Origin of the sequence: Corynebacterium sp. HMSC05D08 (assembly GCF_001807215.1) — a bacterium.
Lineage (GTDB): Bacteria > Actinomycetota > Actinomycetes > Mycobacteriales > Mycobacteriaceae > Corynebacterium > Corynebacterium striatum.
In genome coordinates, this window is sequence record NZ_KV788310.1 from 22,972 (window position 1) to 44,591 (window position 21,620).

At 60.5% G+C, this 21,620-nt stretch carries 23 protein-coding genes; 16 read left to right on the forward strand and 7 right to left on the reverse strand.

Annotated elements, in window-relative coordinates:
- The first annotated feature begins 25 nt into the window (after positions 1-25).
- The 5 genes from HMPREF3148_RS03065 (at position 26) to HMPREF3148_RS13090 (ending at position 3,589) form a co-directional block, all read left to right on the forward strand.
- Entirely contained in the window at positions 26-955 is a 930-nt protein-coding gene (locus tag HMPREF3148_RS03065) for a Ppx/GppA family phosphatase (protein WP_083287695.1), read from the forward strand.
- Between the two features lie 9 nt (positions 956-964).
- Positions 965-1,849 carry a hypothetical protein gene (locus HMPREF3148_RS03070; RefSeq protein ID WP_070508664.1) on the forward strand — a complete coding sequence of 295 codons (885 nt, stop codon included), beginning with the start codon at positions 965-967 and terminating at the stop codon, positions 1,847-1,849.
- Positions 1,850-1,990: 141 nt separating this feature from the next.
- Complete coding sequence (proC, locus tag HMPREF3148_RS03075) at positions 1,991-2,782, forward strand: pyrroline-5-carboxylate reductase (protein WP_005527600.1); 792 nt, start codon at positions 1,991-1,993, stop codon at positions 2,780-2,782.
- 260 nt (positions 2,783-3,042) lie between these two features.
- A complete protein-coding gene (locus tag HMPREF3148_RS03080) occupies positions 3,043-3,231 on the forward strand; it encodes a helix-turn-helix domain-containing protein (RefSeq protein WP_005527601.1) in 189 nt (62 codons plus the stop codon).
- A 256-nt stretch (positions 3,232-3,487) separates the two neighbouring features.
- A complete protein-coding gene (locus tag HMPREF3148_RS13090; protein ID WP_003855542.1) occupies positions 3,488-3,589 on the forward strand; it encodes a 30S ribosomal protein bS22 in 102 nt (33 codons plus the stop codon).
- 69 nt (positions 3,590-3,658) lie between these two features.
- Here HMPREF3148_RS13090 and HMPREF3148_RS03085 read toward each other — a convergent pair whose 3' ends face one another.
- A complete protein-coding gene (locus HMPREF3148_RS03085) occupies positions 3,659-4,675 on the reverse strand; it encodes an HAD-IB family hydrolase (RefSeq protein ID WP_005527602.1) in 1,017 nt (338 codons plus the stop codon).
- A gap of 153 nt (positions 4,676-4,828) precedes the next feature.
- Here HMPREF3148_RS03085 and HMPREF3148_RS03090 point away from each other — a divergent pair, with 153 nt between their 5' ends.
- The 9 genes from HMPREF3148_RS03090 to HMPREF3148_RS03130 all read left to right on the forward strand — a co-directional run bounded on the left by HMPREF3148_RS03090 (position 4,829) and on the right by HMPREF3148_RS03130 (position 14,317).
- Positions 4,829-5,071 carry a glutaredoxin family protein gene (locus HMPREF3148_RS03090; RefSeq protein WP_005527603.1) on the forward strand — a complete coding sequence of 81 codons (243 nt, stop codon included), beginning with the start codon at positions 4,829-4,831 and terminating at the stop codon, positions 5,069-5,071.
- A 111-nt stretch (positions 5,072-5,182) separates the two neighbouring features.
- Entirely contained in the window at positions 5,183-6,550 is a 1,368-nt protein-coding gene (locus tag HMPREF3148_RS03095) for a glutamyl-tRNA reductase (RefSeq protein WP_070508667.1), read from the forward strand.
- 15 nt (positions 6,551-6,565) lie between these two features.
- The gene (hemC, locus tag HMPREF3148_RS03100; RefSeq protein WP_070508669.1) at positions 6,566-7,453 is read left to right on the forward strand and encodes a hydroxymethylbilane synthase; all 888 of its coding nucleotides are present in this window, start codon (positions 6,566-6,568) and stop codon (positions 7,451-7,453) included.
- A gap of 215 nt (positions 7,454-7,668) precedes the next feature.
- On the forward strand, positions 7,669-9,348 hold the full coding sequence (locus HMPREF3148_RS03105; RefSeq protein ID WP_070508672.1) for a bifunctional uroporphyrinogen-III C-methyltransferase/uroporphyrinogen-III synthase: 1,680 nt from the start codon (positions 7,669-7,671) through the stop codon (positions 9,346-9,348).
- A gap of 89 nt (positions 9,349-9,437) precedes the next feature.
- A complete protein-coding gene (hemB, locus tag HMPREF3148_RS03110; protein WP_046645660.1) occupies positions 9,438-10,415 on the forward strand; it encodes a porphobilinogen synthase in 978 nt (325 codons plus the stop codon).
- 73 nt (positions 10,416-10,488) lie between these two features.
- The gene (locus tag HMPREF3148_RS03115) at positions 10,489-11,250 is read left to right on the forward strand and encodes an MFS transporter (protein WP_070508674.1); all 762 of its coding nucleotides are present in this window, start codon (positions 10,489-10,491) and stop codon (positions 11,248-11,250) included.
- Complete coding sequence (locus tag HMPREF3148_RS03120; RefSeq protein ID WP_046645658.1) at positions 11,247-11,798, forward strand: tellurium resistance protein TerC; 552 nt, start codon at positions 11,247-11,249, stop codon at positions 11,796-11,798. Before HMPREF3148_RS03115 ends, HMPREF3148_RS03120 begins: the two co-directional genes overlap by 4 nt.
- A gap of 87 nt (positions 11,799-11,885) precedes the next feature.
- Positions 11,886-12,926 carry a uroporphyrinogen decarboxylase gene (gene hemE, locus HMPREF3148_RS03125; RefSeq protein WP_070508676.1) on the forward strand — a complete coding sequence of 347 codons (1,041 nt, stop codon included), beginning with the start codon at positions 11,886-11,888 and terminating at the stop codon, positions 12,924-12,926.
- Positions 12,926-14,317 carry a protoporphyrinogen oxidase gene (locus HMPREF3148_RS03130; RefSeq protein ID WP_070508679.1) on the forward strand — a complete coding sequence of 464 codons (1,392 nt, stop codon included), beginning with the start codon at positions 12,926-12,928 and terminating at the stop codon, positions 14,315-14,317. The genes hemE and HMPREF3148_RS03130 overlap by 1 nt, the downstream gene beginning before the upstream one ends.
- Before the next feature lie 69 nt (positions 14,318-14,386).
- Here HMPREF3148_RS03130 and HMPREF3148_RS03135 read toward each other — a convergent pair whose 3' ends face one another.
- The 5 genes from HMPREF3148_RS03135 to HMPREF3148_RS03155 form a co-directional block, all read right to left on the reverse strand.
- Complete coding sequence (locus HMPREF3148_RS03135; protein ID WP_070508682.1) at positions 14,387-15,505, reverse strand: DUF5808 domain-containing protein; 1,119 nt, start codon at positions 15,503-15,505, stop codon at positions 14,387-14,389.
- Positions 15,502-15,870: a GntR family transcriptional regulator gene (locus tag HMPREF3148_RS03140; protein ID WP_070508683.1), complete on the reverse strand. Its 369-nt coding sequence runs from the start codon at positions 15,868-15,870 to the stop codon at positions 15,502-15,504. The genes HMPREF3148_RS03135 and HMPREF3148_RS03140 overlap by 4 nt, the downstream gene beginning before the upstream one ends.
- 106 nt (positions 15,871-15,976) lie before the next feature.
- Positions 15,977-17,482: an ABC-F family ATP-binding cassette domain-containing protein gene (locus tag HMPREF3148_RS03145; protein ID WP_049063778.1), complete on the reverse strand. Its 1,506-nt coding sequence runs from the start codon at positions 17,480-17,482 to the stop codon at positions 15,977-15,979.
- Between the two features lie 120 nt (positions 17,483-17,602).
- A complete protein-coding gene (locus HMPREF3148_RS03150; RefSeq protein ID WP_034656588.1) occupies positions 17,603-18,622 on the reverse strand; it encodes a hypothetical protein in 1,020 nt (339 codons plus the stop codon).
- A 26-nt stretch (positions 18,623-18,648) separates the two neighbouring features.
- Positions 18,649-19,224: an ABC transporter ATP-binding protein gene (locus tag HMPREF3148_RS03155; protein WP_049063780.1), complete on the reverse strand. Its 576-nt coding sequence runs from the start codon at positions 19,222-19,224 to the stop codon at positions 18,649-18,651.
- A 327-nt stretch (positions 19,225-19,551) separates the two neighbouring features.
- On the opposite strand from HMPREF3148_RS03155, the gene HMPREF3148_RS03165 reads away from it, so the two are divergent.
- Positions 19,552-20,169: a Fic/DOC family protein gene (locus tag HMPREF3148_RS03165; protein ID WP_049063784.1), complete on the forward strand. Its 618-nt coding sequence runs from the start codon at positions 19,552-19,554 to the stop codon at positions 20,167-20,169.
- 6 nt (positions 20,170-20,175) lie between these two features.
- On the opposite strand, the gene HMPREF3148_RS03170 is transcribed toward HMPREF3148_RS03165, so the two are convergent.
- Positions 20,176-21,015 carry an NAD(P)-dependent oxidoreductase gene (locus tag HMPREF3148_RS03170; protein ID WP_049192228.1) on the reverse strand — a complete coding sequence of 280 codons (840 nt, stop codon included), beginning with the start codon at positions 21,013-21,015 and terminating at the stop codon, positions 20,176-20,178.
- A gap of 191 nt (positions 21,016-21,206) precedes the next feature.
- Between HMPREF3148_RS03170 and HMPREF3148_RS14175 the strand changes: the two genes are divergently transcribed.
- Complete coding sequence (locus HMPREF3148_RS14175) at positions 21,207-21,395, forward strand: hypothetical protein (protein ID WP_129721089.1); 189 nt, start codon at positions 21,207-21,209, stop codon at positions 21,393-21,395.
- Positions 21,396-21,620: the final 225 nt, after the last annotated feature.

Below are 21,620 nucleotides of genomic sequence, written 5' to 3' on the forward strand. Positions count from 1 at the left end.
ACGGTAGACCTACTACTCTAGGAGTGTGCGATTAGGTGTATTAGACGTCGGAAGCAACACTGTTCATCTCGTTGCGGTAGACGCCGCAACGGGCGGACGCCCGAGCCCGATGAGCGATTGGAAGACCCCACTGCGCCTTGTGGAGCAGCTGGACAAGGATGGCAACATCCATGAAAAAGGCTTGAAGAAGCTGATTTCTGCCGTCGGCGAAGCGAATGAGCTGGGAAGGAAGCTGGGCTGTGATGAGTTCATGGCTTTTGCTACCTCGGCGGTTCGCTCTGCCCCGAACTCGGAGAACGTGCTCGACGCGGTGGAGAAGGAAACCGGCGTACGCCTGGAAATCCTCTCTGGTGAGGAAGAAGCGCGCCTGACGTTTCTCGCGGTTCGCCGTTGGTATGGCTGGTCGGCTGGTCGAATCACTAACCTCGATATCGGTGGTGGCTCCCTGGAGCTGTCCACGGGTGCCGATGAACACCCTGACTTGGCCTTCTCCCTTGACTTGGGGGCAGGCCGCTTGACCCACAACTGGTTTGATACCGATCCGCCTGAAAAGGCTAAGGTCAATATGCTCCGTGACTATATCGATGCTGAATTGGTAAGTGCGACTTCGCAGATGCGTGCCATGGGCGAAGCTGGCCTTGCGGTGGGCACCTCGAAAACCTTCCGTACGCTGGCCCGATTGACGGGTGCTGCGCCTTCTTCGGCGGGTCCGTATGTGAAGCGTACGCTGACTGCACCGGGTCTGCGACAGCTCATTTCCTTCATCTCCCGCATGACTGCAGCAGACAGAGCGGACCTTGAAGGAGTAAGTTCTAACCGATCGCATCAAATCGTCGCAGGCGCATTGGTGGCCGAGGCAAGCATGCGCGCCTTGGGCATTGAGAAGCTGGAGATCTGCCCGTGGGCACTCCGTGAAGGCGTGATTCTGCGACGCACCGATAAGGGACTGGAATAGGAATTAGACGTGGCTGATGAAAAACAGTTGACAGTAGCGGAGCTCCTCGCACGTAATGCGAAGGAGCACGCTGGTGCTGAATCTGAGGGCGGCTCGCGCCGTCGTCGCCGCCGCCGTAGCTTGGAAGACGGTGGCGTGTCCGTTGCCGAACTTACCGGCAACCTTGAGAAGGTAACGGCCACCCCGGCCCAGTCGAAGCACTCCAGCGTTTCCATCGACGAGACCGCACCGGTCATTCCTGCACCGAAGCAGGAAGAAGACTCCAAGAAGGCTGAAGCGCCGGAGAGCGACAAGGTCAAGGACGCTAAGACGGAGAGTGCATTCCAGCCTTCCACTGAGGACACTCGCGTCATCAAGCGCGTGGAAGAGAAGTCCGCGCCTCAGCAGTCCGCTCCGGCCGTTGCTGACAAGAGCGGCGTCGCTAAGAGCGGCGTCGCTAAGAGCGACGCGGTGAAGGGGGACAAGGCTGAGGCCAAGCTTGCGGAGAAGGAATCTGACGCCAAGCTTGACGACGCCCTGACCCCGCCCACCGATGGCGCAACCGAAGCTAGTGTCTCGGTAAAGGCAAGCGAGAAGGAGCTGGACAAGAAGGACCAGACTGACGTTGTCGAGACCGAGGAGGACTTCGAGGAAGAGGACGAGAAGCTCAACCCGTTCTCCGTACTTCTCCTTGCACTCATCGGCATCGTTCTTGGTGCGGTCGTCTTCAAGGGCTTTGAAATCCTGTGGGATAGCTTCTCCCGCTCTGTTGTGGCAATCCTCGCCATTGCGGTTACTGCTCTCATGGTGGCGCTCGTACACGTACTGCGCACCAACCGGGACGGCATTTCGATGACGCTGGCTGCATTCGTTGGCCTCGTGCTGACCTTCGGCCCGCTGCTCATCGTGATGTAGCACCACCGCGCTCATCGCCAAGGTAGAGCGGCCACGCTTAACGCACAGCGCGCCCCATCGTTCACTAGAACGGGGGCGCGCTTTTTGTTTGCCAACAGTGGGCTTTGGCCAGACTTCGGGCTTTCTGGCACTGTGGTGTCCATGACAAAGATTGCAGTACTTGGTGGAGGACAAATCGGTGAGGCGCTCGTTTCTGGACTCGTGAATGCGGGCTACGACGGCGCAGACATCGTGGTGACTAATCGTCGCGAGGAGCGTCGCGCCGAGATGGAGAAGACCTATGGCGTGAAGACGGCCAGTGATAACAAGGAAGCCGCCCAGGATGCGGACTTCGTGTTCGGCTGCGTCAAGCCTTATGCCATCGAAGAAGTCTTTGCGGAGGCCGAACTGCCCAAGACCGCCGTCGCTGTGTCACTTGCGGCAGGCGTTCAGCTCGAAAAGCTGGAGACCGCGGCTGGTGAGGGCGTACCGGTGGTGCGTGTTATGCCAAATACCCCGATGCTCGTGGGGAAGGGCATGAGTACGGCAACTAAGGGTACCCACGTGAGCGATGAGCAGTTTGAGGGCGTCGTCAAGCTCTTGGAGGCCGTCGGTGAAGTGGCTGTGGTGGCCGAGAAGGACATCGACGCTGCTGCCGCGCTGGCGGGTTCGGCACCGGCGTACTTCTTCCTCGTGGTGGAGTCTCTGATTGATGCGGGTGTGCAGCTGGGCCTTACACGCGACGTCGCTACCAAGCTCGCCACGCAGACCGCAGCGGGCGCGGGAGCGATGCTCGTGGGCTCAGGCCGCGAACCGCTGGCGTTGCGCGCTGGAGTGACCTCTCCTGGTGGCACTACGGCTGCTGCGATCCGCGAGCTCGAAGAGTCGGGTATTCGCGGTGCTTTCTACCGCGCGGCTGAGGCCTGCGCGCAGCGCGCCAAGGAGCTTGGCTAGAACCCGACTTTTGTGGCCTTAAACGACATCGTTGTTATGCGGGTGTCCCCTTGAGTGGACCAAATTCTTCATAGCGTGATCCTGGTGTGACACCAGTTGTGCGGGGAGTTTGAGGTTAGCTGGGGGACACCTGAGAAAAAATTTGGCTCTTGGGTCGCATTAGTCACAGGTTTCACGCTAGGCTAGTACAAGCACGTGCGTGAATGTCCTGTGGGAGGGGAAGCCTACAGCGCGTCACGGGCTGAAGGGTTAGATTAACTATGGCTAATGAAGATAAGGGAACCTTTTTGACCATCGCCGAGGTCGCAGAGATCATGCGAGTCTCCAAGATGACTGTCTACCGTTTGGTTCACGCAGGCGAGATGCCGGCAGTTCGCGTTGGACGCTCTTTCCGTGTTCACGAGTCTGCTGTTAACGAGTACCTTGAGGCTTCCGTTTACGGAGCTTAAATTTACTCGCGCCTTTGCAGCGCCCACCTCTGTTGACCAGCTTGGTCTGCGGTGGTGGGCGCTGCCTTTTTTGGTGCTCAGGTGCACTCTGGGTAAGATAGTGACCATTCGTGCCAGCGGTCCTGCGTCTTCCGCGTTTTTCGAGGAGCATTCCTAGGAGAGTGCGGGGTTGCTGAGAAGTGCACCTTAGCGGCCATTTCCAGGCTGTTGCTGGCAGGTTTAGTACGTACTGATCTCGAAAGTGAGGAAACCTACTATGGGTTCTGTCATCAAGAAGCGCCGTAAGCGCATGTCCAAGAAGAAGCACCGCAAGATGCTGCGCCGTACCCGCGTTCAGCGTCGTAAGCTTGGCAAGTAAACATTAAGGCCCTGGCTCCTTTGGGAGTCAGGGCCTTCTTGCTACTTAGCCCGGGAGTTGACTGATTCCTTACTTGCGCATCAAACGCCAGCTGCCGTAGGAGAAGGCAGCTGTGGCCATGGCAGGCAGGCCGTAGGTGCGTACTGCCTTGCGCACCGAGCGGTAGTCGCGGATGAGCCAGCCGTTGTCCTCAGCCACGTCGCGCAGCTTGGAGTCCGGGTTAATGGCCACGGGGGTCCCCACCATCGAGAGCATGGGAACGTCGTTTACGGAGTCAGAGTAGGCCGTGCAGCGCTCCAAGTCGAGGTTCTCTATCGTGGCCAATGCCGCGACTGCGTGGGTCTTGCCGGGGCCGTGGAGGATATCGCCCACGAGACGGCCGGTGAATTTGCCATCGACAACCTCAGGGACCGTACCCAGAGCGCCAGTGAAGCCAAAGCGCTTTGCCAGAACCTGGGCTAGCTGAACCGGGGTCGCGGTCACCAGCCACACTTGCTGGCCGGCCGCGATGTGCATCTGCGCCAGCTGGTTGGTGCCCGGGTAGGCGCGGCGAGCCAGCGAGGCGTCCACGATTTCCTCGCACAGTGCCACCATGTCTTCCACTGTGCGGCCTTTGACAAACTCCAAGGCCTGAACGCGGCCGGCGGCGATATCGTCGGCGTTCTCACTGCCGGAGACGCGGTATTTCAGCTGTTTCCACGCAATCGGCAGGATCTCCCGCAGCTTGAAGTAACGCTTGCGGTACAAACCAAAGGCAAAGGCCACGAGCGAGGAGCCTTGAATGAGCGTGTTGTCCACGTCGAAGAAGGCGGCCGCGCCGGCGTCCTGCGGGATGTCGGGGTCCGGCTGGGTGATCTTCTTTGCCCCAGCGGATTCGAAAGAGCCCTGCACAGAGTCCACGCCCGAGTGGTAGGACTTAAGGTCCAGCCCGAAGATGCTGTCCACCGCCGCGCTGGCAGCGGCCTCACCTGCTGCCTTTTGCGCCTCATCATCAAGCGGAGCAAAGGCTTGGTTCTCCAAGAAGTTGCGGAGATTGCCGCGGCTGGCTGTCCAGTTTGCAAGGAAGTCGCGCGGAGAATTGGGCATTATGGGTGGGGTAGGGGGCTGGGAGGCCCCAGGGGAACTAGAGGATGCGGACACGCATGCAGCTTTCGACGGTGTGGCAGACTATCGTGTCCATAGTAAACCTTTAGGCCAATGGCGTCTTTTCGAGCGTCTAAGTCAGGAGAAAATAGTTATATGTCGCGCCGCGTCGTCGAGTTGATGGTCCGTACTACCTGCGGTTCCTGCAAGCGAGTCCGGGAACAAATCACTCCGGTCGTGGAGGCTGCTGACGCCGAATTTAATGTGCGCAACGTCGATGAGGATCAAGAGCTGGCCATGGAATATGGCGACCGCGTGCCCGTTGTGGTTATTGACGGCGAGGAGTTCTCTTGCTGGGAAGTCGACAATGACGAGCTGGCCGCGGAGCTCGCTTCTTAATTGATTCAGGCGAATTAGTACTGCCTTAGTTCGGATTTTTCCGAACCAACTAGTAGTCTTTTGGTTGATTTGCATCAATCAAAGGGTTGATCTGAAAGTGGAGGATTGTGCATGAGTGTGCTCGTCGTGGGCATGTCCCACCAGTCGGCACCAGTAGCGCTGCTGGAGAAGCTAAGCATGGATGCCGCGGTGCAAACGACCGCTTGCGGGGAGCTGGTTTCTGCACAATCCTTGTCCGAGGCCATGATTATCTCCACGTGCAATCGCATGGAGGTATACACGGTCACCAACTCCTTCCACACCGGAGTCCAAGACGTCGTGCACGTCCTGACCGAGGTTTCTGGTGTCCCGGAAGATGAGCTGCGCGGTTATCTGTATGTGCGTTATGCCGACGCGGCCGCTGAGCACCTCATGACGGTTACCTCCGGTCTTGACTCCATGGTGATGGGCGAGCAGCAGATTATCGGCCAGGTGCGCACCGCCTACCAGTCTGCGGCTGAGCAGGGAACTGTGGGCCCGCGTATCCACGCCTTGGCTCAGTCCGCGCTGCACACTGGCAAGCGAGTACACACCGAAACCGAGATCGACGAGGCCGGTTCCTCCATGGTGTCTTTCGCCTTCGACCAGGCCACCCAGCGCATGGGCGTAGAGGATCTCCACGGCAAGACCGCGCTCATTCTGGGGGCAGGGGCCATGGCTTCCCTCGCCGCAACGCATGCGGGCCGCTTGGGCGCGGAGCTCATCATCGCTAACCGCACCCGCGAGCGCGCAGAGCGCCTGGCTTCCCATGCCCATGAGGCTGGGGTCCACGCCGAGGTCATCGACTTTGAAGACCGCGCCCGTGTGCTCGGCCGGGTAGACCTTGCCATCTCCGCTACCGGTGCACAGAACTTCACCATTGAGGCAGGCGACGTCGCCAAGCATGGTGCCACCGGCCGCGCCCTCATGCTCATTGACCTGTCCCTGCCGCGTGACATCGAGGACGCAACTGCGGAGGCTGAAGGTGTGGATCTGGTCAACATTGAGCGCCTGAGCCGTTCCCTGAGCGCTGCGGATACCGACATCGCTGCTGGTACGAGCCCGCACGCGCAGGCACGCCGCATCGTGAACGAGGAGCTTGAGGCCTACTCTTCCGCACAACGCGTGCGCGACGTGGTGCCCGCGGTTTCTGCTTTGCGACGCCGCGCCGCCGACCTCGTCGAGTGCGAGGTTGCGCGCCTGACCCAGAAGCACCCGGAGCTCGATGATAGGCAGATGGATGACGTCAACCGCGCCTTGAAGCGCGTGGTGGACAAGCTCCTGCACGAGCCGACCGTTCGTGCGAAGCAACTGGCTGCTAACTCCGGTACTGTCAGCCACGAGACGGCCCTGCAGGAACTCTTTGGCCTGCAGATTGAAGGCACTGGTGTAGCGGTCGACGTCGACCAGTTGCCCGACTTGAGTGAAGTCAAAAAGAGCCAAGAGAACAACGCCAAGTAAGAGGAAAAACTTTTTATGTTCAAGATCGGTACTCGCGGTTCCAAGCTGGCCACCACGCAGTCGGGCCACGTGCGCGACTGGCTGAAAGCCAACGGCTTTGAGTCAGAGCTGCACATCGTCACCACCCATGGTGACGTCAACATGGCGCCCGTCGAGCGCATCGGTGTGGGCGTGTTTACGCAGGCCCTGCGCGAGGCTCTTTACGGTGGCGAGTGCGACATCGCGGTCCACTCCTTCAAGGACCTTCCTACCGCGGCCGACGAGCGGTTCCTCCTCGTCGTGCCGGAGCGCCAGGACGTGCGCGAAGCCCTCGTGGCACGCGACGGCCTGACCTTGGCGCAGCTGCCCGAGGGGGCCCGCGTGGGTACCTCGGCGCCGCGCCGTATTAGCCAGCTCAAGGCGATGCGCCCAGACCTCGACATTCAGCCGCTACGCGGCAACATCGACACCCGTATGGGCAAGGTGACCTCCGGTGAACTCGACGCCGTGGTCTTGGCTTACGCGGGCCTAGTCCGTGCCGATTACCAGGACATGGCCACCGAGGTCTTTGCCCCGGACACCTTCATGCCGGCCCCAGCGCAGGGCGCGCTGGCCATTGAGGCAGTCAACGACTCCGCCGCGGCCCGTGCCATCGAGACCTTGATTGACGAGCAGGCTTCCGCCGCCTCCTTCGGCGAGCGCACTGTCCTCTCCCGCCTGGAGGCAGGCTGCACCGCGCCCGTGGCTGCAACCTCCACCATAGAGAACGGTCAGCTGACCGTGCGCGGTGGCGTCTTCGCCCTAGACGGATCGCGTCAGCTTTTGGCTTCCGCAACGGGACCTTTGAGCGATGCAGCCCAGCTGGGCAGCGCTGTCTCCGAGGAGCTTTTCTCCCGCGGTGCAGCCGAGCTGCTGGGCAACTAATTTTTTGTTTAGGCCTTGATAATTTAAGGTGTATCTAGCACACGATCATTGGCCTCCAATGATTTGGCCCCCCTTAAACAGATCCCAGGACTTCTGGCCTGGGATTTTGGCCGTTAATACGCTGTGAAGAACACCGCCCGCTGGTAGCAGGGAAAACGCTGCGCACGATCATGTCCGTGCGGGGCGCCTGAGACCCAAACGTAGAAAAGAACCTTATGAGCAACGCTGTGCCGGACATCCAGTCTGAACTGGGCAAAGTCGTATTTGTGGGCGCCGGCCCAGGCAACCCTGAGCTGTTGACCGTCCGCGCCCGCGAGGTTCTCGAGGCGAACGCCATCGCTATTGTCGACGCCGAGGTTTCCTCCGGAGTGCGCGACGTTGTCGCCCGTGCGGTCCCCGTGCCGCAGGAGCTTCTCGACGCCGCCGAGGCCGAGTACGCACGCATCTGCGCCGAGGCCAAGGAGGCTGGCGCACGCCGCAAGCCGCCGCGTCCTGCCGCGCCTACCGCAGCTGTCTTTTATGCCCCGGATGGGGAAGACGTCGTCAAGCAAATGCGTGAAGCGCTGGTTGAAGCCGATGGCCTCGATGTCATCCGCCTGGTAAGCGGCAACCCGCTCAACCGCGAGTCCATCAAAGCGGAGATTTCCGCCGTGGCCGCGGCAGGCCTGGAATTCCAGGTTGTTCCGGGCATGTCCCTGCCTTCCACCGTCCCCTCCTTTGCAGGTCTGGCGCTGGGCGCGACCTACACCGAGGCGGACATTACCGAAGGCGCTGATTGGGACTCCCTGGCAAGTGCGACGCAGCCGCTCGTACTGCAGGCTACTGCTGAGGACCTGCCGCTGATTTCTCGCGAGCTCATCGACCGTGGCATGTCCGCGGACATGGAAGCCTACGTCACCGTGCATGGCACCACCCGCCTGCAGCGCACCCACGAGACCACCTTGGGCACCTTGGGCAAGCTCGACGCCGAGCTGCCGGGCGACCTCGTGGTGACCCTGGGCCGCAGCTTCGACGATCGCTCTAAGTACTCCTGGTGGGAAAATCGCCCGCTGTACGGCTGGCGCGTGCTCGTGCCGCGCACCAAGGAGCAGGCGGCTGCCATGTCCGCGCGTCTGGCTGGCTACGGCGCTATCCCGCAGTCTGTGCCCACCATCTCGGTGGAGCCGCCGCGTAACCCGGCGCAGATGGACCGCGCCATCAAGGGCATCGTGGAAGGCCGCTACAAGTGGATCGTGTTTACCTCTGTCAACGCAGTCTCTGCCGTGTGGGAGAAGATCGCCGATCTGGGCCTGGATGCCCGCGACTTCGCAGGCGTGCACCTGGCAGCGGTGGGCAGCAAGACCGCCGACGCCATCCGCGCCAAGGGAATGGTCCCGGAGCTGTTGCCGAACAAGCGCAAGCAGAACGCCGAGGGCCTGGTTGAGGTCTTCCCCAACTACGTCGAGGACATCGATGCTGTGGGCCGCGTGCTGTTGCCGCGCGCTGACATTGCTGGCGACGCCTTGGTGACCGGCCTGGAGGAGCTGGGCTGGGAGGTCGACGACGTCGTGGCTTACCGCACCGTGCGTGCGGCACCGCCTTCGGCTGAGGTGCGCGACATGATCAAGTCGGGCGGCTTTGACGCCGTGGCGTTTACCTCTGGCTCGACCGTGCGCAACTTGGTGGGCATCGCTGGCAAGCCGCACGCTCGCACCATCATTGCTTGCATCGGCCCGTCCACGAAGGCCGCGGCTGAGGAGTTGGGCCTGCGCGTTGATGTGGTTCCGGAGGTCGCTGAGGTGCCTGCGCTTATCGACGCCCTCGCTGAGCACGTCGCCGCACTGCGCGCCGCTGGCAACCTGCCTGCGCCGCGTAAGAAGCGTCGCAAGCGTAAGACGAGCGCCAAGTCTGCATAGACGCTGCGGCTGAGTAGACTAGCGGGGCAAAAGAAAAAGCCTTCACGCGTGCTCGCCTGTGACAGGGTGAGCCCAAAGGAGAATTCATTATGGATCTTATTCGTCGCCCCCGCCGTCTGCGCCAGTCCCCAGCTTTCCGCGAGCTTGTTGCGGAAACTACACTGCGTCCGGCAGATCTGATTCTGCCGATGTTCATCGTTGACGGTATTGACGAGCCCCGCGAGATCCCCTCCATGCCGGGGGTTTATCAGCACACCTTCGATTCCTTGAAGCGCGCCGCGCATGAGGCGCTCGATGCGGGCGTCAAGTGCGTGGACCTCTTCGGCGTGCCGCTGGACGAGGATAAGGATGAGACCGGTTCCGTGGCATGGGATCCGCAGGGAATCCTGAACCGCGGCATCGAGGAGCTGCGCCGTGAATTCGGCGATGACCTCATCGTCATGGCGGACACCTGCCTGGACGAGTTCACCTCCCACGGACACTGTGGCGTGGTGGATGACAAGGGCCGCGTCAAGAATGATGAGACGGTGAAGCTCTACCAGGACATGGCTCGCTCCCAAGCCCGCGCTGGCGCGCACATGGTTAGCCCATCTGGAATGATGGATGGCCAGATCGCCGCCATCCGCGAGGCCCTTGACGAGGCCGGCCACGAGGACGTCGCCATCATGGCCTACTCGGCCAAGTACGCCTCTGCGTTCTTTGGCCCGTTCCGCGATGCCGTGGGCTCCTCTCTGGAGGGCGACCGCCGCACCTACCAGCAGGATCCGCGCAACCTCCGCGAGTCCCTGCTGGAGATCGACCTCGACATCGAAGAGGGCGCGGACTTCGTCATGGTCAAGCCGGGCCTGCCTTACCTCGATGTGCTGGCGGCAGCGGTGGAGCGCTCCTGCGTGCCGGTGGCCGTGTACCAGGTCTCTGGCGAGTACGCCATGATTAAGGCGGCTGCGCAGAATGGCTGGATTAACGGTGAGGCCGTTATGCTGGAGTCCTTGACTGCATTCAAGCGTGCAGGTGCGGATCAGATTCTGACCTACTTCGCCACCGACGCAGCGCGACTTCTGAAGTAGTTTCTGAACTAAGTTCAGAAGTGATTTTGGCCCACCAGCTTCAAACAGCGACCGAACCTTCAAAAGGATATCTGTGACATTCCCGGCTCCTCAGTCCCCTCAGCAGACCCCGCAGGCTCCAACTGCTGCCCAGGCCCCGCAAGCCCCACAAGCTCCGCAACCGGAAAAGGAGCGCCCTGAGGCAGTAAGCCTCATGCTCAAGCTGTGGGCCGGCGCCTTGGGCTTTGAGGTCATTCACCAGATACTGAATGTGGTGATGACGCTCCTCAACCGCTCGGTGCTGTTTGCCGAGGCTCGCAAGACTGCTGAGGAAGCCGCGAAGGATTCGGGGCAGGAAATCTCCGACTCCTTGATCAGCATCATCGGTTATGGCTCGGTGGCCTTCTCCAGCCTGATTTCTTTGGTCATCATCGTGGTCCTTGCGGTGATGCTGTACTTGCTGAATAAGAACAAGAAGTCTGCGGGCACGGGACGTCGCCTGTGGTTCGCGTTCTCCTTGTTCTTTGCTTTTCGCACGCTGCTCGTCTTCCTCTCGAGCCCGGCGGGCAACGAGGCGCCGGACTGGCTCATCATGGTCGATGGCAGCGTGCAGATCTTGGTCGGCGTGGCCGCAGTAATGGGTCTAATATTCTCCGTGAAGGAAGAAACCCTGGACTACACCGGCGAGCTCGAGGAAATGCGCAAGCTGGAGCAGGAACTAGCGCAAGAACGCCGCGACAAAGAACGCGAGCGCCGAGAACAGGAACGCAAAGAGCTGTTGGAAAAGCAGCAGAAAACTTCAGAACACGATGCCCCGCGCGACTCCGGTCGCTATGACCAGGAGCCACGGCGATGACAAGTATGTTCCCGGGCCAAGGAAACGGCCAACCCAAAGGTGACCCATCCCGGCCGGGGCCGGTTGATTACAACCGTGCAGGACGCAAGAAGAAGGGCGCGGAAGACTCTGCTGCGGCAGCGAACCATGCAAACTGGTGGCCGCGTTCGCTGCGCTTTTCCTACTGGGTTCTCGTCATTGCTGCAGTCATCATGCTGGTCTCTGGCATGGTGGGCCTCTTCGGCGACTCCGGCGCTGAGGAAGTCGCTGCCTCCCCGGAAGTGGCTGAGTACCTTTCCCGCAACCGCAACTTCGTAGCTATTTCCAACATCGTGTGCGCCATCATCATGGCTGTTTGCTCCGCGCAGCTAGCGCACGGTTCCAAGTGGTCGCGCCGCATCATCACCATCGCGATTGCGGTGACGCTGTTTGTCAACATCGCCGCGATGGCGCTGGGTGTGGGTGGACTCATCCTCATCGTTATTCCAGTGGTTCTGGCGGTGGCTTTGCTCTTGCTTTATCGCCCTGATTCCAACCAGTTCATTCGCGAGCACAACCCGCGCTTCTAGCTTTTGCGTGGGATCGCATGCGCGGGCCCGCTAGCGAAGGTGTGGCTAACTAGATTCGTATCCAACTTTTGATTCATAATGAGGACCATGTCACGACTCAACAACGCCCCGCTTATCGACGCTGCCACTGGCCGCACCCCCTCTCGTCTGCCGGTATGGTTCATGCGCCAAGCTGGACGTTCGCTGCCTGAGTACCGCAAAGTACGCGAGGGCATCGACATGCTCGACTCCTGCTTCATGCCGGAGCTGCTCGCCGAAATCACCCTGCAGCCGGTCCGCCGCCACGACGTCGACGGCGCCATCCTGTTCAGCGATATCGTCGTTCCGCTCAAAGCAGCAGGAGTAGGCGTGAACATCGTTCCCGGCCGCGGCCCAGTCATGGACGCGCCCATCCGCACCCGTCAGGACGTGGAGAACCTGCCCATCCTGGACCAGGACGTTCCCGAGGTCCGCGAAGGCATCCGCATCATCCTGGACGAGCTGAACCCGCAGCAGGCGCTCATTGGTTTCGTTGGTGCGCCTTTCACTCTGGCCAGCTACCTCGTGGAGGGCGGCCCGTCCAAGAACCACGAGAAAACCAAGGCCCTCATGCACGCGGAGCCGGAGACTTGGCACGCGTTGATGGAGCGCCTGACACCCACCATCATCTCCTTCTTGGAGCTGCAGATGGAGGCGGGCATCGACGCGATGCAGCTCTTCGACTCCTGGGCGGGCTACCTCAACGAGCGTGATTACCGCGAGTTCGTGCTGCCGTATTCCACGCGCATCCTCGCGGCTGCTGAGGGCCGCGTGCCACGCATCCACTTTGGTGTGGGAACCGGCGAGCTGCTCGGCGCGATGTCCGAGGCCGGCTCTGAAGTCATGGGCGTGGACTACCGCGTCTCCATGGATGTCGCAGCCAAGCGCGTGAGCGCCCGCACTTTGCAGGGCAACCTGGATCCTGCGCTCTTGTTCGCTGGCGACGACGCCATCCGCGGCGCAGTGCGCACCATCAAGGACGAGGTCGCGGCAGCCCAAGCAGCCGGCGACATCGATACACATATCTGGAACTTGGGCCACGGAGTGCTACCTACCACCGACGCCGACGCTGTCACCCGCGCCGTCGCCATCATCCACGAGGAGGGCTAATGAAGATCGCAATTATTGGTGCAGGCTTGGCGGGCCTTACGGCAGCGTGGGAGATCGCTTCCCGCAACGAGGGCCACGAGATCGACGTCTATGAGGCAGAGGGCCGTATTGGCGGCAAGCTCTACACCGTGCCTTTCAACGACGGCCCCACCGATATGGGCGCTGAGGCCTTCCTTGCCCGCAACGCTGAGGTCGTGGACTTCTTCACCCAGCTGGGCTTGGCGGACTCCTTCGTCTCCCCATCGGGCCTTTCCCCGCTGGTCTACGTGGATTCGAAGCTGCAGTCCCTGCCCTCCGGCGGCATGATGGGCATCCCGTCTTCCTCGGCCACCATTGCACCTTTGGTCTCCGAAGAGACGGCGAAGCGCATCGACAACGAGGAGCCCTTTGAATGGGAAATCGGCGGCGACGTGTCCGTGGGCAAGCTGGTGCGCCAGCAGTTCGGCGACGACGTGGTGGACCACGTGGTCTCCGCTCTATTGGGCGGCGTGTACTCATGCACCGCGGACGACCTGGGGCTGCGCGCCACCATCCCGGCGTTGGCAGCGACCTTGGACAAGCTCGCCGCAGAGGGGCCCGTGACCCTTTCCGCCGCAGTCAAGGCGATGGAGGAGGCCCGACCTCGCACGCCTGGCAAGGGAGCACCGTTCCAAACTTTCCGCGGCGGCTACGCTGAGGTTTACGAGGCACTCGCGGAACAGTCCGGCGCCGATATCCACCTCGATTCCTTCATTTCTGGTGTGACCCGTGAGTCCGAGGGCTTCCGCGTCAAGGGCGCACCGAACGAGGCCGGCCTTTATGACCGTGTGCTGTTTGCCACCCCTGCGCCCACTACCGCGCGTCTTCTGCCGGCTCTTTCTCCTGCGGCTGCTGCCGCGCTGAAGAAGGTGAAGCTGGCCGGCTCCGTAGTTGTGGGCTTCAAGTTCGACTCGGATACTGATCCGGAAGGCAACCGCTTGCCCGATAACACCGGAATCCTGGTGGGCACGGATCAAGAGGGCGTAAACGCTAAAGCGTTTACGCTGTCTTCGAGAAAGTGGCCACACCTAGCTGAACGCGGCGGTGCCCTGGTCCGCGCTTCCTTCGGCCGTTATGGCGACGACGCACGGCTGCGCGCGGAGGAAGATCAGCTGGTGGATTACGCGTTGGACGACCTCCAGCACATCACTGGTTTCGACGGCCGCGCGGCGGGCGTTTCTGAAATCTTCACCCAGCGCTGGTTCGGTGGCATCCCGCGTTACGACGAGACCCATCTGGCCACGGTTGCCGCGGCGCACGCCGCGCTTGCCGACGTCCCTGGCATAGAAGCCACCGGCGCCTGGTCCGGTGGCGTGGGCGTGCCAGCCGTCATCGCTGATGCCCGCGCGGCTGCGCAGCGTCTGCTCGCGTAGCTAGAGAGCAGGAAACCCCTCGCCCTTCGCCAGCCAGGCCGCCTACGAAAAACCTCCACCGACAAGCTGCTAGAGCAAAATTAGCAAAGCGACGGAACCTATGAGCAGTAGCAGAATGACGGCCATGAAAACCTTCGCCTGCCAGCGGGCGTAGTTGAAGTCCATGCCGGCGCCGAAGCGCTTGTCCACCATGATGGCTGGGTCGTCAGGGTTGTAATAGAACATGCCCCACTTGTAGAACTTGTCATTATCGGGGGAGTCTTTGCCGTCGTCGGGGAAATTCACGCCCCGCAGGGCATCATCGATGCGCGTTTGTGCGCGCAGGATCATCACGAGGAGGGCGATGACCCCGACCAGGCTCATGACGATAACACCGATGAATCCCACAGGCAGCCAGTCGGCGTAGCGAGGCAATGCGGAGGCAACCTGAATCTGCGCCATGGGTAGGCAGAGTGCAAAGAGTAAGAAGCCTGTTGCCTGGTTTGTTGCGGCCATTACCGCGCGGTTTCGCAGCTGACCCTTGATGGAGCGGTCCGAACGTGAATGGACCGATGAGGTGCAGACGAACCAAAAAATCAGTGCGAAGACTGCGATCATTCCGAGGTTAACGAAGGTCAACCCGAATACAGTGCCGATGCCTTTGTCGCTCCAGGCGTCGGGCTGCATGGAGGCGCCCCAGTGCGTAGGGATGGTCTCGGGAATCGTGTCCCAGCCTTGGGCAACGATGCCCGCGGAAGCTGCGGTAATGAGCAGTGAGCCGAGGACCCAAATCCAGGGAAAGCGGACCTGGGCGGTGAGGTCGGCCAGCGCGCTGTTGTTCAGCGGCGTGGCAGTTATCTGTGCGGAAATGGCTGTTTCGACATCGTCATACCAGCCGCCCGCGGCTTTGGCCTCGATGATGCGGCGACGCGATTTAACGTAAGCAAAGAGTGCTCCAAAGATGACGATAAGGGAAGGCAGCGCTGCGATTGCTGGCCACTTCCATGTGGCCACTGAAATTAGGGTGGCGGCGATACCAAACGCCCACACGAGGCAGCGGTAGTGCTTAATCGCATCAGTTACTGCAGGCTCAGCGCGTTTGTCGTGGGGTACTGAAACACCAAGGGGCAAGACGGCTATCGCCGGTGCTGCCGCCAGGGCCCACGTCACGGCTAAGATGACCGCGGCCATTGATAATGCGAAAATCATGGTAGTTCCTTCAGGATGGCGTCGAGATGGTCACGGATTTCGGAAACGGTGAAGCCCTGTGCGCGTGCAAGCCAGGCGACGCGGGTGAGGCCCTCGTCGAGTTGCTGGGATTGGGCTGCAGTGCGGGCACCTGGGCGGACCACGGTGCCGGAGCGTCCAGCGGTTTCGGCTAGGCCTTCGGCGACGAGTTTGTCATAAGCCTTCTTGACAGTGGCGGGGTTGATGCCGAAGTCGGCTGCGAGACGGCGAACTGGATCAAGCTTGTCGCCGTCACGGAGCTGCCCGTGAGCGATGGCCGCAACTATCTCGTCGTGGATTTGTTTAAACAGTGGGACGTCAGAGTCCGGGCTAAGGGTGATGAACATGCACCCTCACTTTCTGTGTTGTTCTTACTAATACAACGTTGTATTAGTAAATATAGCACAGATTGTATTAGTGTCAATGATGCAAACTTGGGCTGAAACTAGTTACCTAAAGCTCAACGGTGCGATCGAGAAGCAAGCGTGCACAGAAGTGTTCGTCGTGACTCACCACCAGCATTGCCCCGCAGTATGCAGAGAGGACGTCGATAAGCCAATCCACGGTGGGAATGTCGAGGTTGTTCGTGGGTTCGTCGAGGAGTAGAAACTTCGGCGCTGGGTCTGACAACAAGACCCGGGCGCATTCGGCCCGAAAGCGCTCGCCGCCCGATAACTGGGAAAGCGGAGCGTGTACGCTGTCGTTCTGGAACAGTAATTGCGCAAGCTGATTGCGCAGATACTGCGGCGCAGCGTGAGGATTGGACTCGGTCACTAACTCCCACACGCTTTTATTGCCGGGAAGCGTTATGCGCTGACGCAAGTAGCCACAGGCTAGTGCGTAGTCGACGTCGCCGTTTGCCACGCGGTTGAGGAACGTTGTCTTTCCGGAACCGTTGGGGCCTGCGAGTCGGACGCGCTCAGGGCCCACGATGCTGAGTAGCTCACTGCGGAGAACGTGGGTTGCGTTAGGCAGTTGAGTGCTCGGAAGCTCGATATGGACGGCAGAATCGTCGCGTAGCCGCAGCTGAGCTTTGTCGTACTCCTGCTGTGCGCTTGCCACTGATTGGGCTGCTTCGTGCGAGCGCTTGGCAGCTGTGTTTTGAGAGCGATTCTTGTCCAGGCCCATTGCGAGAGGTGGCTTGCGCTTGGAGGCCGCGTATTTCTTTCCGCGACGCTCATCCCGGGCTAGCCGCGTTTGCATTGCTGACCGCTGGCGGACTTCTTTGCGTAAGGCGGCCTTGGCCTGGTGGACGTCGGCAAGCGCGGCGTCCTGCTCTTGGTCAATAGCCTCCTCATAGGAGGCATAGTTCCCAGTAAACATGCGTAACGAGCCGTGGTAGAGCTCGGCGATGCAATCTGCGTGATTGAGTAGATCGCGGTCGTGTGAAATGACCAAAACCTGGGCCGGCGAGTCAGCGATCAAGCTAAGGAGAAGTTCCTTGGACTGCGCATCAAGGTTGTTTGTGGGCTCATCCAAAATGAACACGTCAGGTTCGGAGAAAAAGAGCGCAGTAAGCGCGACAGTAACGGCCTCGCCGCCCGATAGGCTACCGATTGTGCGATCCAAGGAAATGGGCAATTCCGACGCCGCGAGCGCAGCACTGATTTTTTCCTTGAGGTCCCAATGCTCGCCGACGACCTCGACGAGCTCGTCGGTGTAGTGTCCCGCTTCGATTTGCTCGATGGCCTCCAATACTTCACGGGCGTGGAACACGTCGGCAACAGTATCGGAGACTTTTAGACCTAAGTCTTGGTCGAGGTACCCGACGCTAGGGGCACTGACGGTACCTGAGGTTGGTTCGAGTATCCCGGCCAGCACCTTGGCCAGCGTTGATTTGCCCGAGCCGTTGGTGCCAACGAGTCCGGTGAACTGTGCACTAAAAGTCCCATTGAGATTCGAGAAACAGGGTTTACCATCGGGCCACACAATGGTGAGGTCAGTGAAAGAAATAGGCATGGATCGATCCGCCTTCGAGTCAGAGGTGTTGATGTGAGCTTCGAATTAAGAGCGGATCTTCATGGCAAGGAAGGGTAGCAGCGTGCCTGCGTGCTGTCCATAGTTTGTGGGGAAATGAGATTACAAGAAAAGCGCCACTGCCACTACTGCGAGGCCTTTCCAACCACGGCTTAAGTAGCCCACCACTTCAGGAGAAAAGGAAGCACCGAAACCGCCCGTATCGACCATGCTCATTTGCGTCACGCGGGCAGGGCGGGACCTAGTGTAGCCGGCCCACGCCAGGCCTACCGCGATGACTGCAAGTGCGGCAAGTGAAAGCTGCCACACGATGGCAACAAAGACCGTTCCTATAATCGCTGTGCCTATCGCAGCGCTCATAGGAAGACCCCACTCTGCCCAAGGTCCTTCCACGATCCGCCCAAAGGAACCTGCGCGGCTTACGGCCGCACCCACCATGGACCAAGCGGCGGCAAATGCAAGAATGCCCAGCGAACCCAGGTGCGGTGCGAACCCGAGGCTCAAACCAGCAACTGCCAGTGCGCCGACGCCGATGTACCAACGCCTGCTTAGACGGCGCGCGAAAAGGCCAGCTAAAGAAGCAGACGAACCGATCCGCGGTTTCAACCACATGCTTTGGCTGGCCAGGGCATCGGAGCTGACCTCAGAGTCGAGCAGGTTCACACCTGAACTGCTCACCTGACGGGAACGGCCAGCGGCGAGCAGTGACGCAACGGTGAAGGAACGCCAGCCTACGGCCATGCGTAATGCTGGCGCTGCCAGCGCGAATAGAGGAGATGTACCGAGGGACACGCAAAGCAGCAACGCGAGTGCAGTGACCCCGAGCAGCTGCAGAACTGAAATTGCATCCATGCCCCGCAGGCGTCCTTGTGGGCGGAGGTAGTAAACCCACCGGGGGCCTGGCATCCCACGCAGCGGGAACAGCGCCTCCAGAAGCACAATCAGCGCTAGCAGCCCCAGGATGCCGCCCGTTATCTGTAGAGGAGCAACGTCGGCGCGAATTACAACGAAAGGCAAATAGTCGGCGGCGTATTGCCACACGCCAAAGAGTACGCCTAGGAGACAACCAAACATGACGATCGCTCCAACGACGTCACCGAACTTCGACAGGGCCCGTGTCATGCCAGTACGAGAGTTAGTGCCAGGCATCATAGCTCCACCAACTCATCGCACGCATCGGTGACGGTAGGCGAGTGGGACGCCACGATGATGCAGCGACCTTCTTTCGCCAGGTGGCGCAGTTCGCTGCTGAGGAATTTCGTCCACTCGGCGTCGAGGTGGCGCTCGGGTTCGTCGATAAGCAGTACTTGCGCGGGCTGGTAGAGCTGGATGGTCAGGAAAACGCGCTGGCGCTGGCCCGCGGACAAACGCGTGGCGGGGTGGGGCAGGAGCTCCTCAAGCGCCCACAATTCGATGATTTCAGCGAAGTCAACGCCAGTGGTCCGGGCGATGAGATCGATGTGCTCGCCCACGGTGAGGTCCGGTAGGAAGATGGGGTCGGCCACGGTGAGCACCGCGCTTGCCGACGCCCTCGTTCCCACCTCCTTCCCATCAACACGGACGGTGCCCTCGAGAGCCGCGAGCTCGCCACCGAGAGTGGCGAGCAGCGTCGACTTGCCTGAGCCGTTAGCTCCCTTGAGGCCGTACATGCGGCCCGGGGCAAACTCGCGGGCAAGATGGCCGAGGGCTGTGGTATGTCCGTAAGTGGCATCGATGTTCAGCATGCGGCAAGGCTATCAATTCTGCTGCTTGCAGGCTTTCAAGACCTTGGTTTTGGTACCTTGAGCTGCTAAAATTTAGCGTCAAACAGCTATTTTGGGGGAGAAAAAGAATGGTTACTCCACAGCCCGCTAATGAGTTCATAGACACCGAAATTGATAAACCGAGGGATAACAAGTTGGCCTTGGGAGACGCAGCAATGCGTTTGGCCGGCCATGACGTTAGTGACCCGAAAGTTCGTGACTTGGCCCGCCGCGTAGCCGCTGGCACGGTGTCTGCTGAGGACGCAATAGCCCAAGTTCGCCGGACGGCATTTAAGTAAGCAGGGGAAAATGAGCGGGGGTTGGAAAGATTACTTCATTCCAGGAACAACGGTTCTGAAGAATCTATTGGGGGCAACTGATGCTGAGGAGCTCCGATTACTCGAGGAAAAACTGGTATTCCTGCGAATCTCGGAATTACAGCATGAGCCCCTAGAGGGGAATTTTGATTATCAGCATTTCAAAGCCATCCATCGCCACCTTTTCCAGGATGTTTATGAATGGGCGGGGCAGGAGCGTACGGCTCCTACTGACCAGTTCATGGTGAAGGCCGGTCATGCTTATTACCCAGCGGGTCCAGAGCTGACCAAGGCCGCGAACAAGATTTTTGCTGGTCTTGCCCGCGATAACCTGTTGTGCGATATGACTCTTGAGGAGTTCGTCCCGAAGCTGGCGGAAGTGTGGGGTGAACTCAACGTTGTGCACAGCTTCCGCGAGGGAAACACCCGCACGCAGACCGTCTTTTTCGCGTTCCTTGTGGATAATGCTGGGTTTGCCTTGGACGTGGAGCGCCTAGCCGTTGATAGTGAACTGCGTGAGCGGTTCATCGCTGCACGTTTTCATAGCCAGGACACAGGCGATAACGCGCAGCTGGCGCGGGTGCTGCGCGAAATCGTCGGCAACCGCTAGCTCGTGCTAGCCCTTGTTGCGGAATACAAAGATAGAAGAGAAGTCCTGGTCGCCGTGGCCCATGGACTGCTGTTCCTCAAAGCGTTCGATGGCGGCGTGCACTGCTGGCAGCGGCTTAGAAGAAGTAGCCTCTATGAGCTTGGCGTCCTTGCACAGGGCGTCGACAGTGAAGTCGCCCGGAGTGGTGTTGCGCTCACCCGTGATGAACGGGCCCTTCATGTTCTTCATGAACGCGAGGCCGGTGATATCGAGCATTTCGAGGATGACCTCGGAATCGAGGCCCTCGGATTCGCCAAGCTGTAGTGCTTCTAGCAGTCCCTCGGCCGTTACGGCCAGGGCGAGGTTGGCCAGCAGCTTGCCTAGGGCGGCGGTAGCTGCGGACTCGACGCCGATCAGCTTGTTCTCACCGGCCCATGGCTCGACGATATCCATGGCGAGCTCGCGACGGTCGTCGTCAGGCGTGCCCACATAGACGCCCAACTCGCCGTTTCGGGCTGGGCCCAGGGAACCCACGACCGGTGCGTGAACGTAGGAATCCACGGCAGCGGCAAACTCGCGGGCGGCCTCCGGGGAAACGGTGGTGGTGTCAATCCAGGTAACGTCGGCGGGGATCAGCGCGGGCTCGATGATGCGCTCGCGAATATCATCAGGACCAAACAAGGAAGTGATGATGACCTCAGCGTTTGTCACCGCCTCTTCAGGGGTATCTGCCAAGCTGGCGCCTTCTTCGACGAGAGGCTGCGCGCGCTCAGCGGTGCGGTTCCACACCGTAACCTCGTGAGATTTAAGCAGGTGGCGGGCAAGCTCGCTGCCCATTCGGCCGGTTCCAAGGAATGCGATTTTCATGGAAACCAGTGTGCCATTTTTGTTTGCGGGCGCGCAGTCAACTTCGGTGTGCCACCGGAAGAGCGCCGTGGTTCGTATCCCGTCGGTACCGCCCACACCGTGTGGGCTGGCGATGATCATCGGCGGCATCGTAGGCCTGAAAACGGTGGCCTAGGGCAGCGGGATGTAGATTTCCTCCGGGCGTGGAAGTGGTGGCGGCTTCGGGATTTGATCGATTCCCTGTTGTACCTCCGGCGGAATCGGAACCTTTGTGGGAATCCGCGGCGGCGCTGGTGGCGGCGGTGGCGGTGGCATATGAAATTCCGGCAGCTTTGGCAGGCCTGGAACTGGTGCGGGTGCTGGACGCCGTGGTGGCGGAGCCGGCGCAGGTGCGTGGATAGTTACCGTATCGGGTGAATGCGGCGGTGCTTCTGGTGGCGGGGCCAGTTGGCTTTCTTGCGGAGCTTGCTCAGGTGCGGGCGCCTTCGGTGTTTCTTTCGGCTTTGGTTCGTGTTTGCTGGATGACTCTTGCGTGGAATCTAGCGCCAAGCGTGTGGCCGGTTGTGGCGCGGAGCCCTGGACCCAAGGCGTGGTGCTTTCTGATGTTTGTGTTTCCAGCGGTTTCA

Excerpts from the sequence above, each read along its gene's own strand:
- proC (WP_005527600.1), top strand. The coding sequence starts at position 1,991 with ATGACAAAGATTGCAGTACTTGGTGGAGGACAAATCGGTGAGGCGCTC.
- HMPREF3148_RS03080 (WP_005527601.1), top strand. The coding sequence starts at position 3,043 with ATGGCTAATGAAGATAAGGGAACCTTTTTGACCATCGCCGAGGTCGCA.
- HMPREF3148_RS13090 (WP_003855542.1), top strand. The coding sequence starts at position 3,488 with ATGGGTTCTGTCATCAAGAAGCGCCGTAAGCGCATGTCCAAGAAGAAG.
- HMPREF3148_RS03085 (WP_005527602.1), bottom strand. The coding sequence starts at position 4,675 with ATGCCCAATTCTCCGCGCGACTTCCTTGCAAACTGGACAGCCAGCCGC.
- HMPREF3148_RS03090 (WP_005527603.1), top strand. The coding sequence starts at position 4,829 with ATGTCGCGCCGCGTCGTCGAGTTGATGGTCCGTACTACCTGCGGTTCC.
- HMPREF3148_RS03095 (WP_070508667.1), top strand. The coding sequence starts at position 5,183 with ATGAGTGTGCTCGTCGTGGGCATGTCCCACCAGTCGGCACCAGTAGCG.
- hemC (WP_070508669.1), top strand. The coding sequence starts at position 6,566 with ATGTTCAAGATCGGTACTCGCGGTTCCAAGCTGGCCACCACGCAGTCG.
- HMPREF3148_RS03105 (WP_070508672.1), top strand. The coding sequence starts at position 7,669 with ATGAGCAACGCTGTGCCGGACATCCAGTCTGAACTGGGCAAAGTCGTA.
- hemB (WP_046645660.1), top strand. The coding sequence starts at position 9,438 with ATGGATCTTATTCGTCGCCCCCGCCGTCTGCGCCAGTCCCCAGCTTTC.
- HMPREF3148_RS03120 (WP_046645658.1), top strand. The coding sequence starts at position 11,247 with ATGACAAGTATGTTCCCGGGCCAAGGAAACGGCCAACCCAAAGGTGAC.
- hemE (WP_070508676.1), top strand. The coding sequence starts at position 11,886 with ATGTCACGACTCAACAACGCCCCGCTTATCGACGCTGCCACTGGCCGC.
- HMPREF3148_RS03130 (WP_070508679.1), top strand. The coding sequence starts at position 12,926 with ATGAAGATCGCAATTATTGGTGCAGGCTTGGCGGGCCTTACGGCAGCG.
- HMPREF3148_RS03135 (WP_070508682.1), bottom strand. The coding sequence starts at position 15,505 with ATGATTTTCGCATTATCAATGGCCGCGGTCATCTTAGCCGTGACGTGG.
- HMPREF3148_RS03140 (WP_070508683.1), bottom strand. The coding sequence starts at position 15,870 with ATGTTCATCACCCTTAGCCCGGACTCTGACGTCCCACTGTTTAAACAA.
- HMPREF3148_RS03145 (WP_049063778.1), bottom strand. The coding sequence starts at position 17,482 with ATGCCTATTTCTTTCACTGACCTCACCATTGTGTGGCCCGATGGTAAA.
- HMPREF3148_RS03150 (WP_034656588.1), bottom strand. The coding sequence starts at position 18,622 with ATGACACGGGCCCTGTCGAAGTTCGGTGACGTCGTTGGAGCGATCGTC.
- HMPREF3148_RS03155 (WP_049063780.1), bottom strand. The coding sequence starts at position 19,224 with ATGCTGAACATCGATGCCACTTACGGACATACCACAGCCCTCGGCCAT.
- HMPREF3148_RS03165 (WP_049063784.1), top strand. The coding sequence starts at position 19,552 with ATGAGCGGGGGTTGGAAAGATTACTTCATTCCAGGAACAACGGTTCTG.
- HMPREF3148_RS03170 (WP_049192228.1), bottom strand. The coding sequence starts at position 21,015 with ATGAAAATCGCATTCCTTGGAACCGGCCGAATGGGCAGCGAGCTTGCC.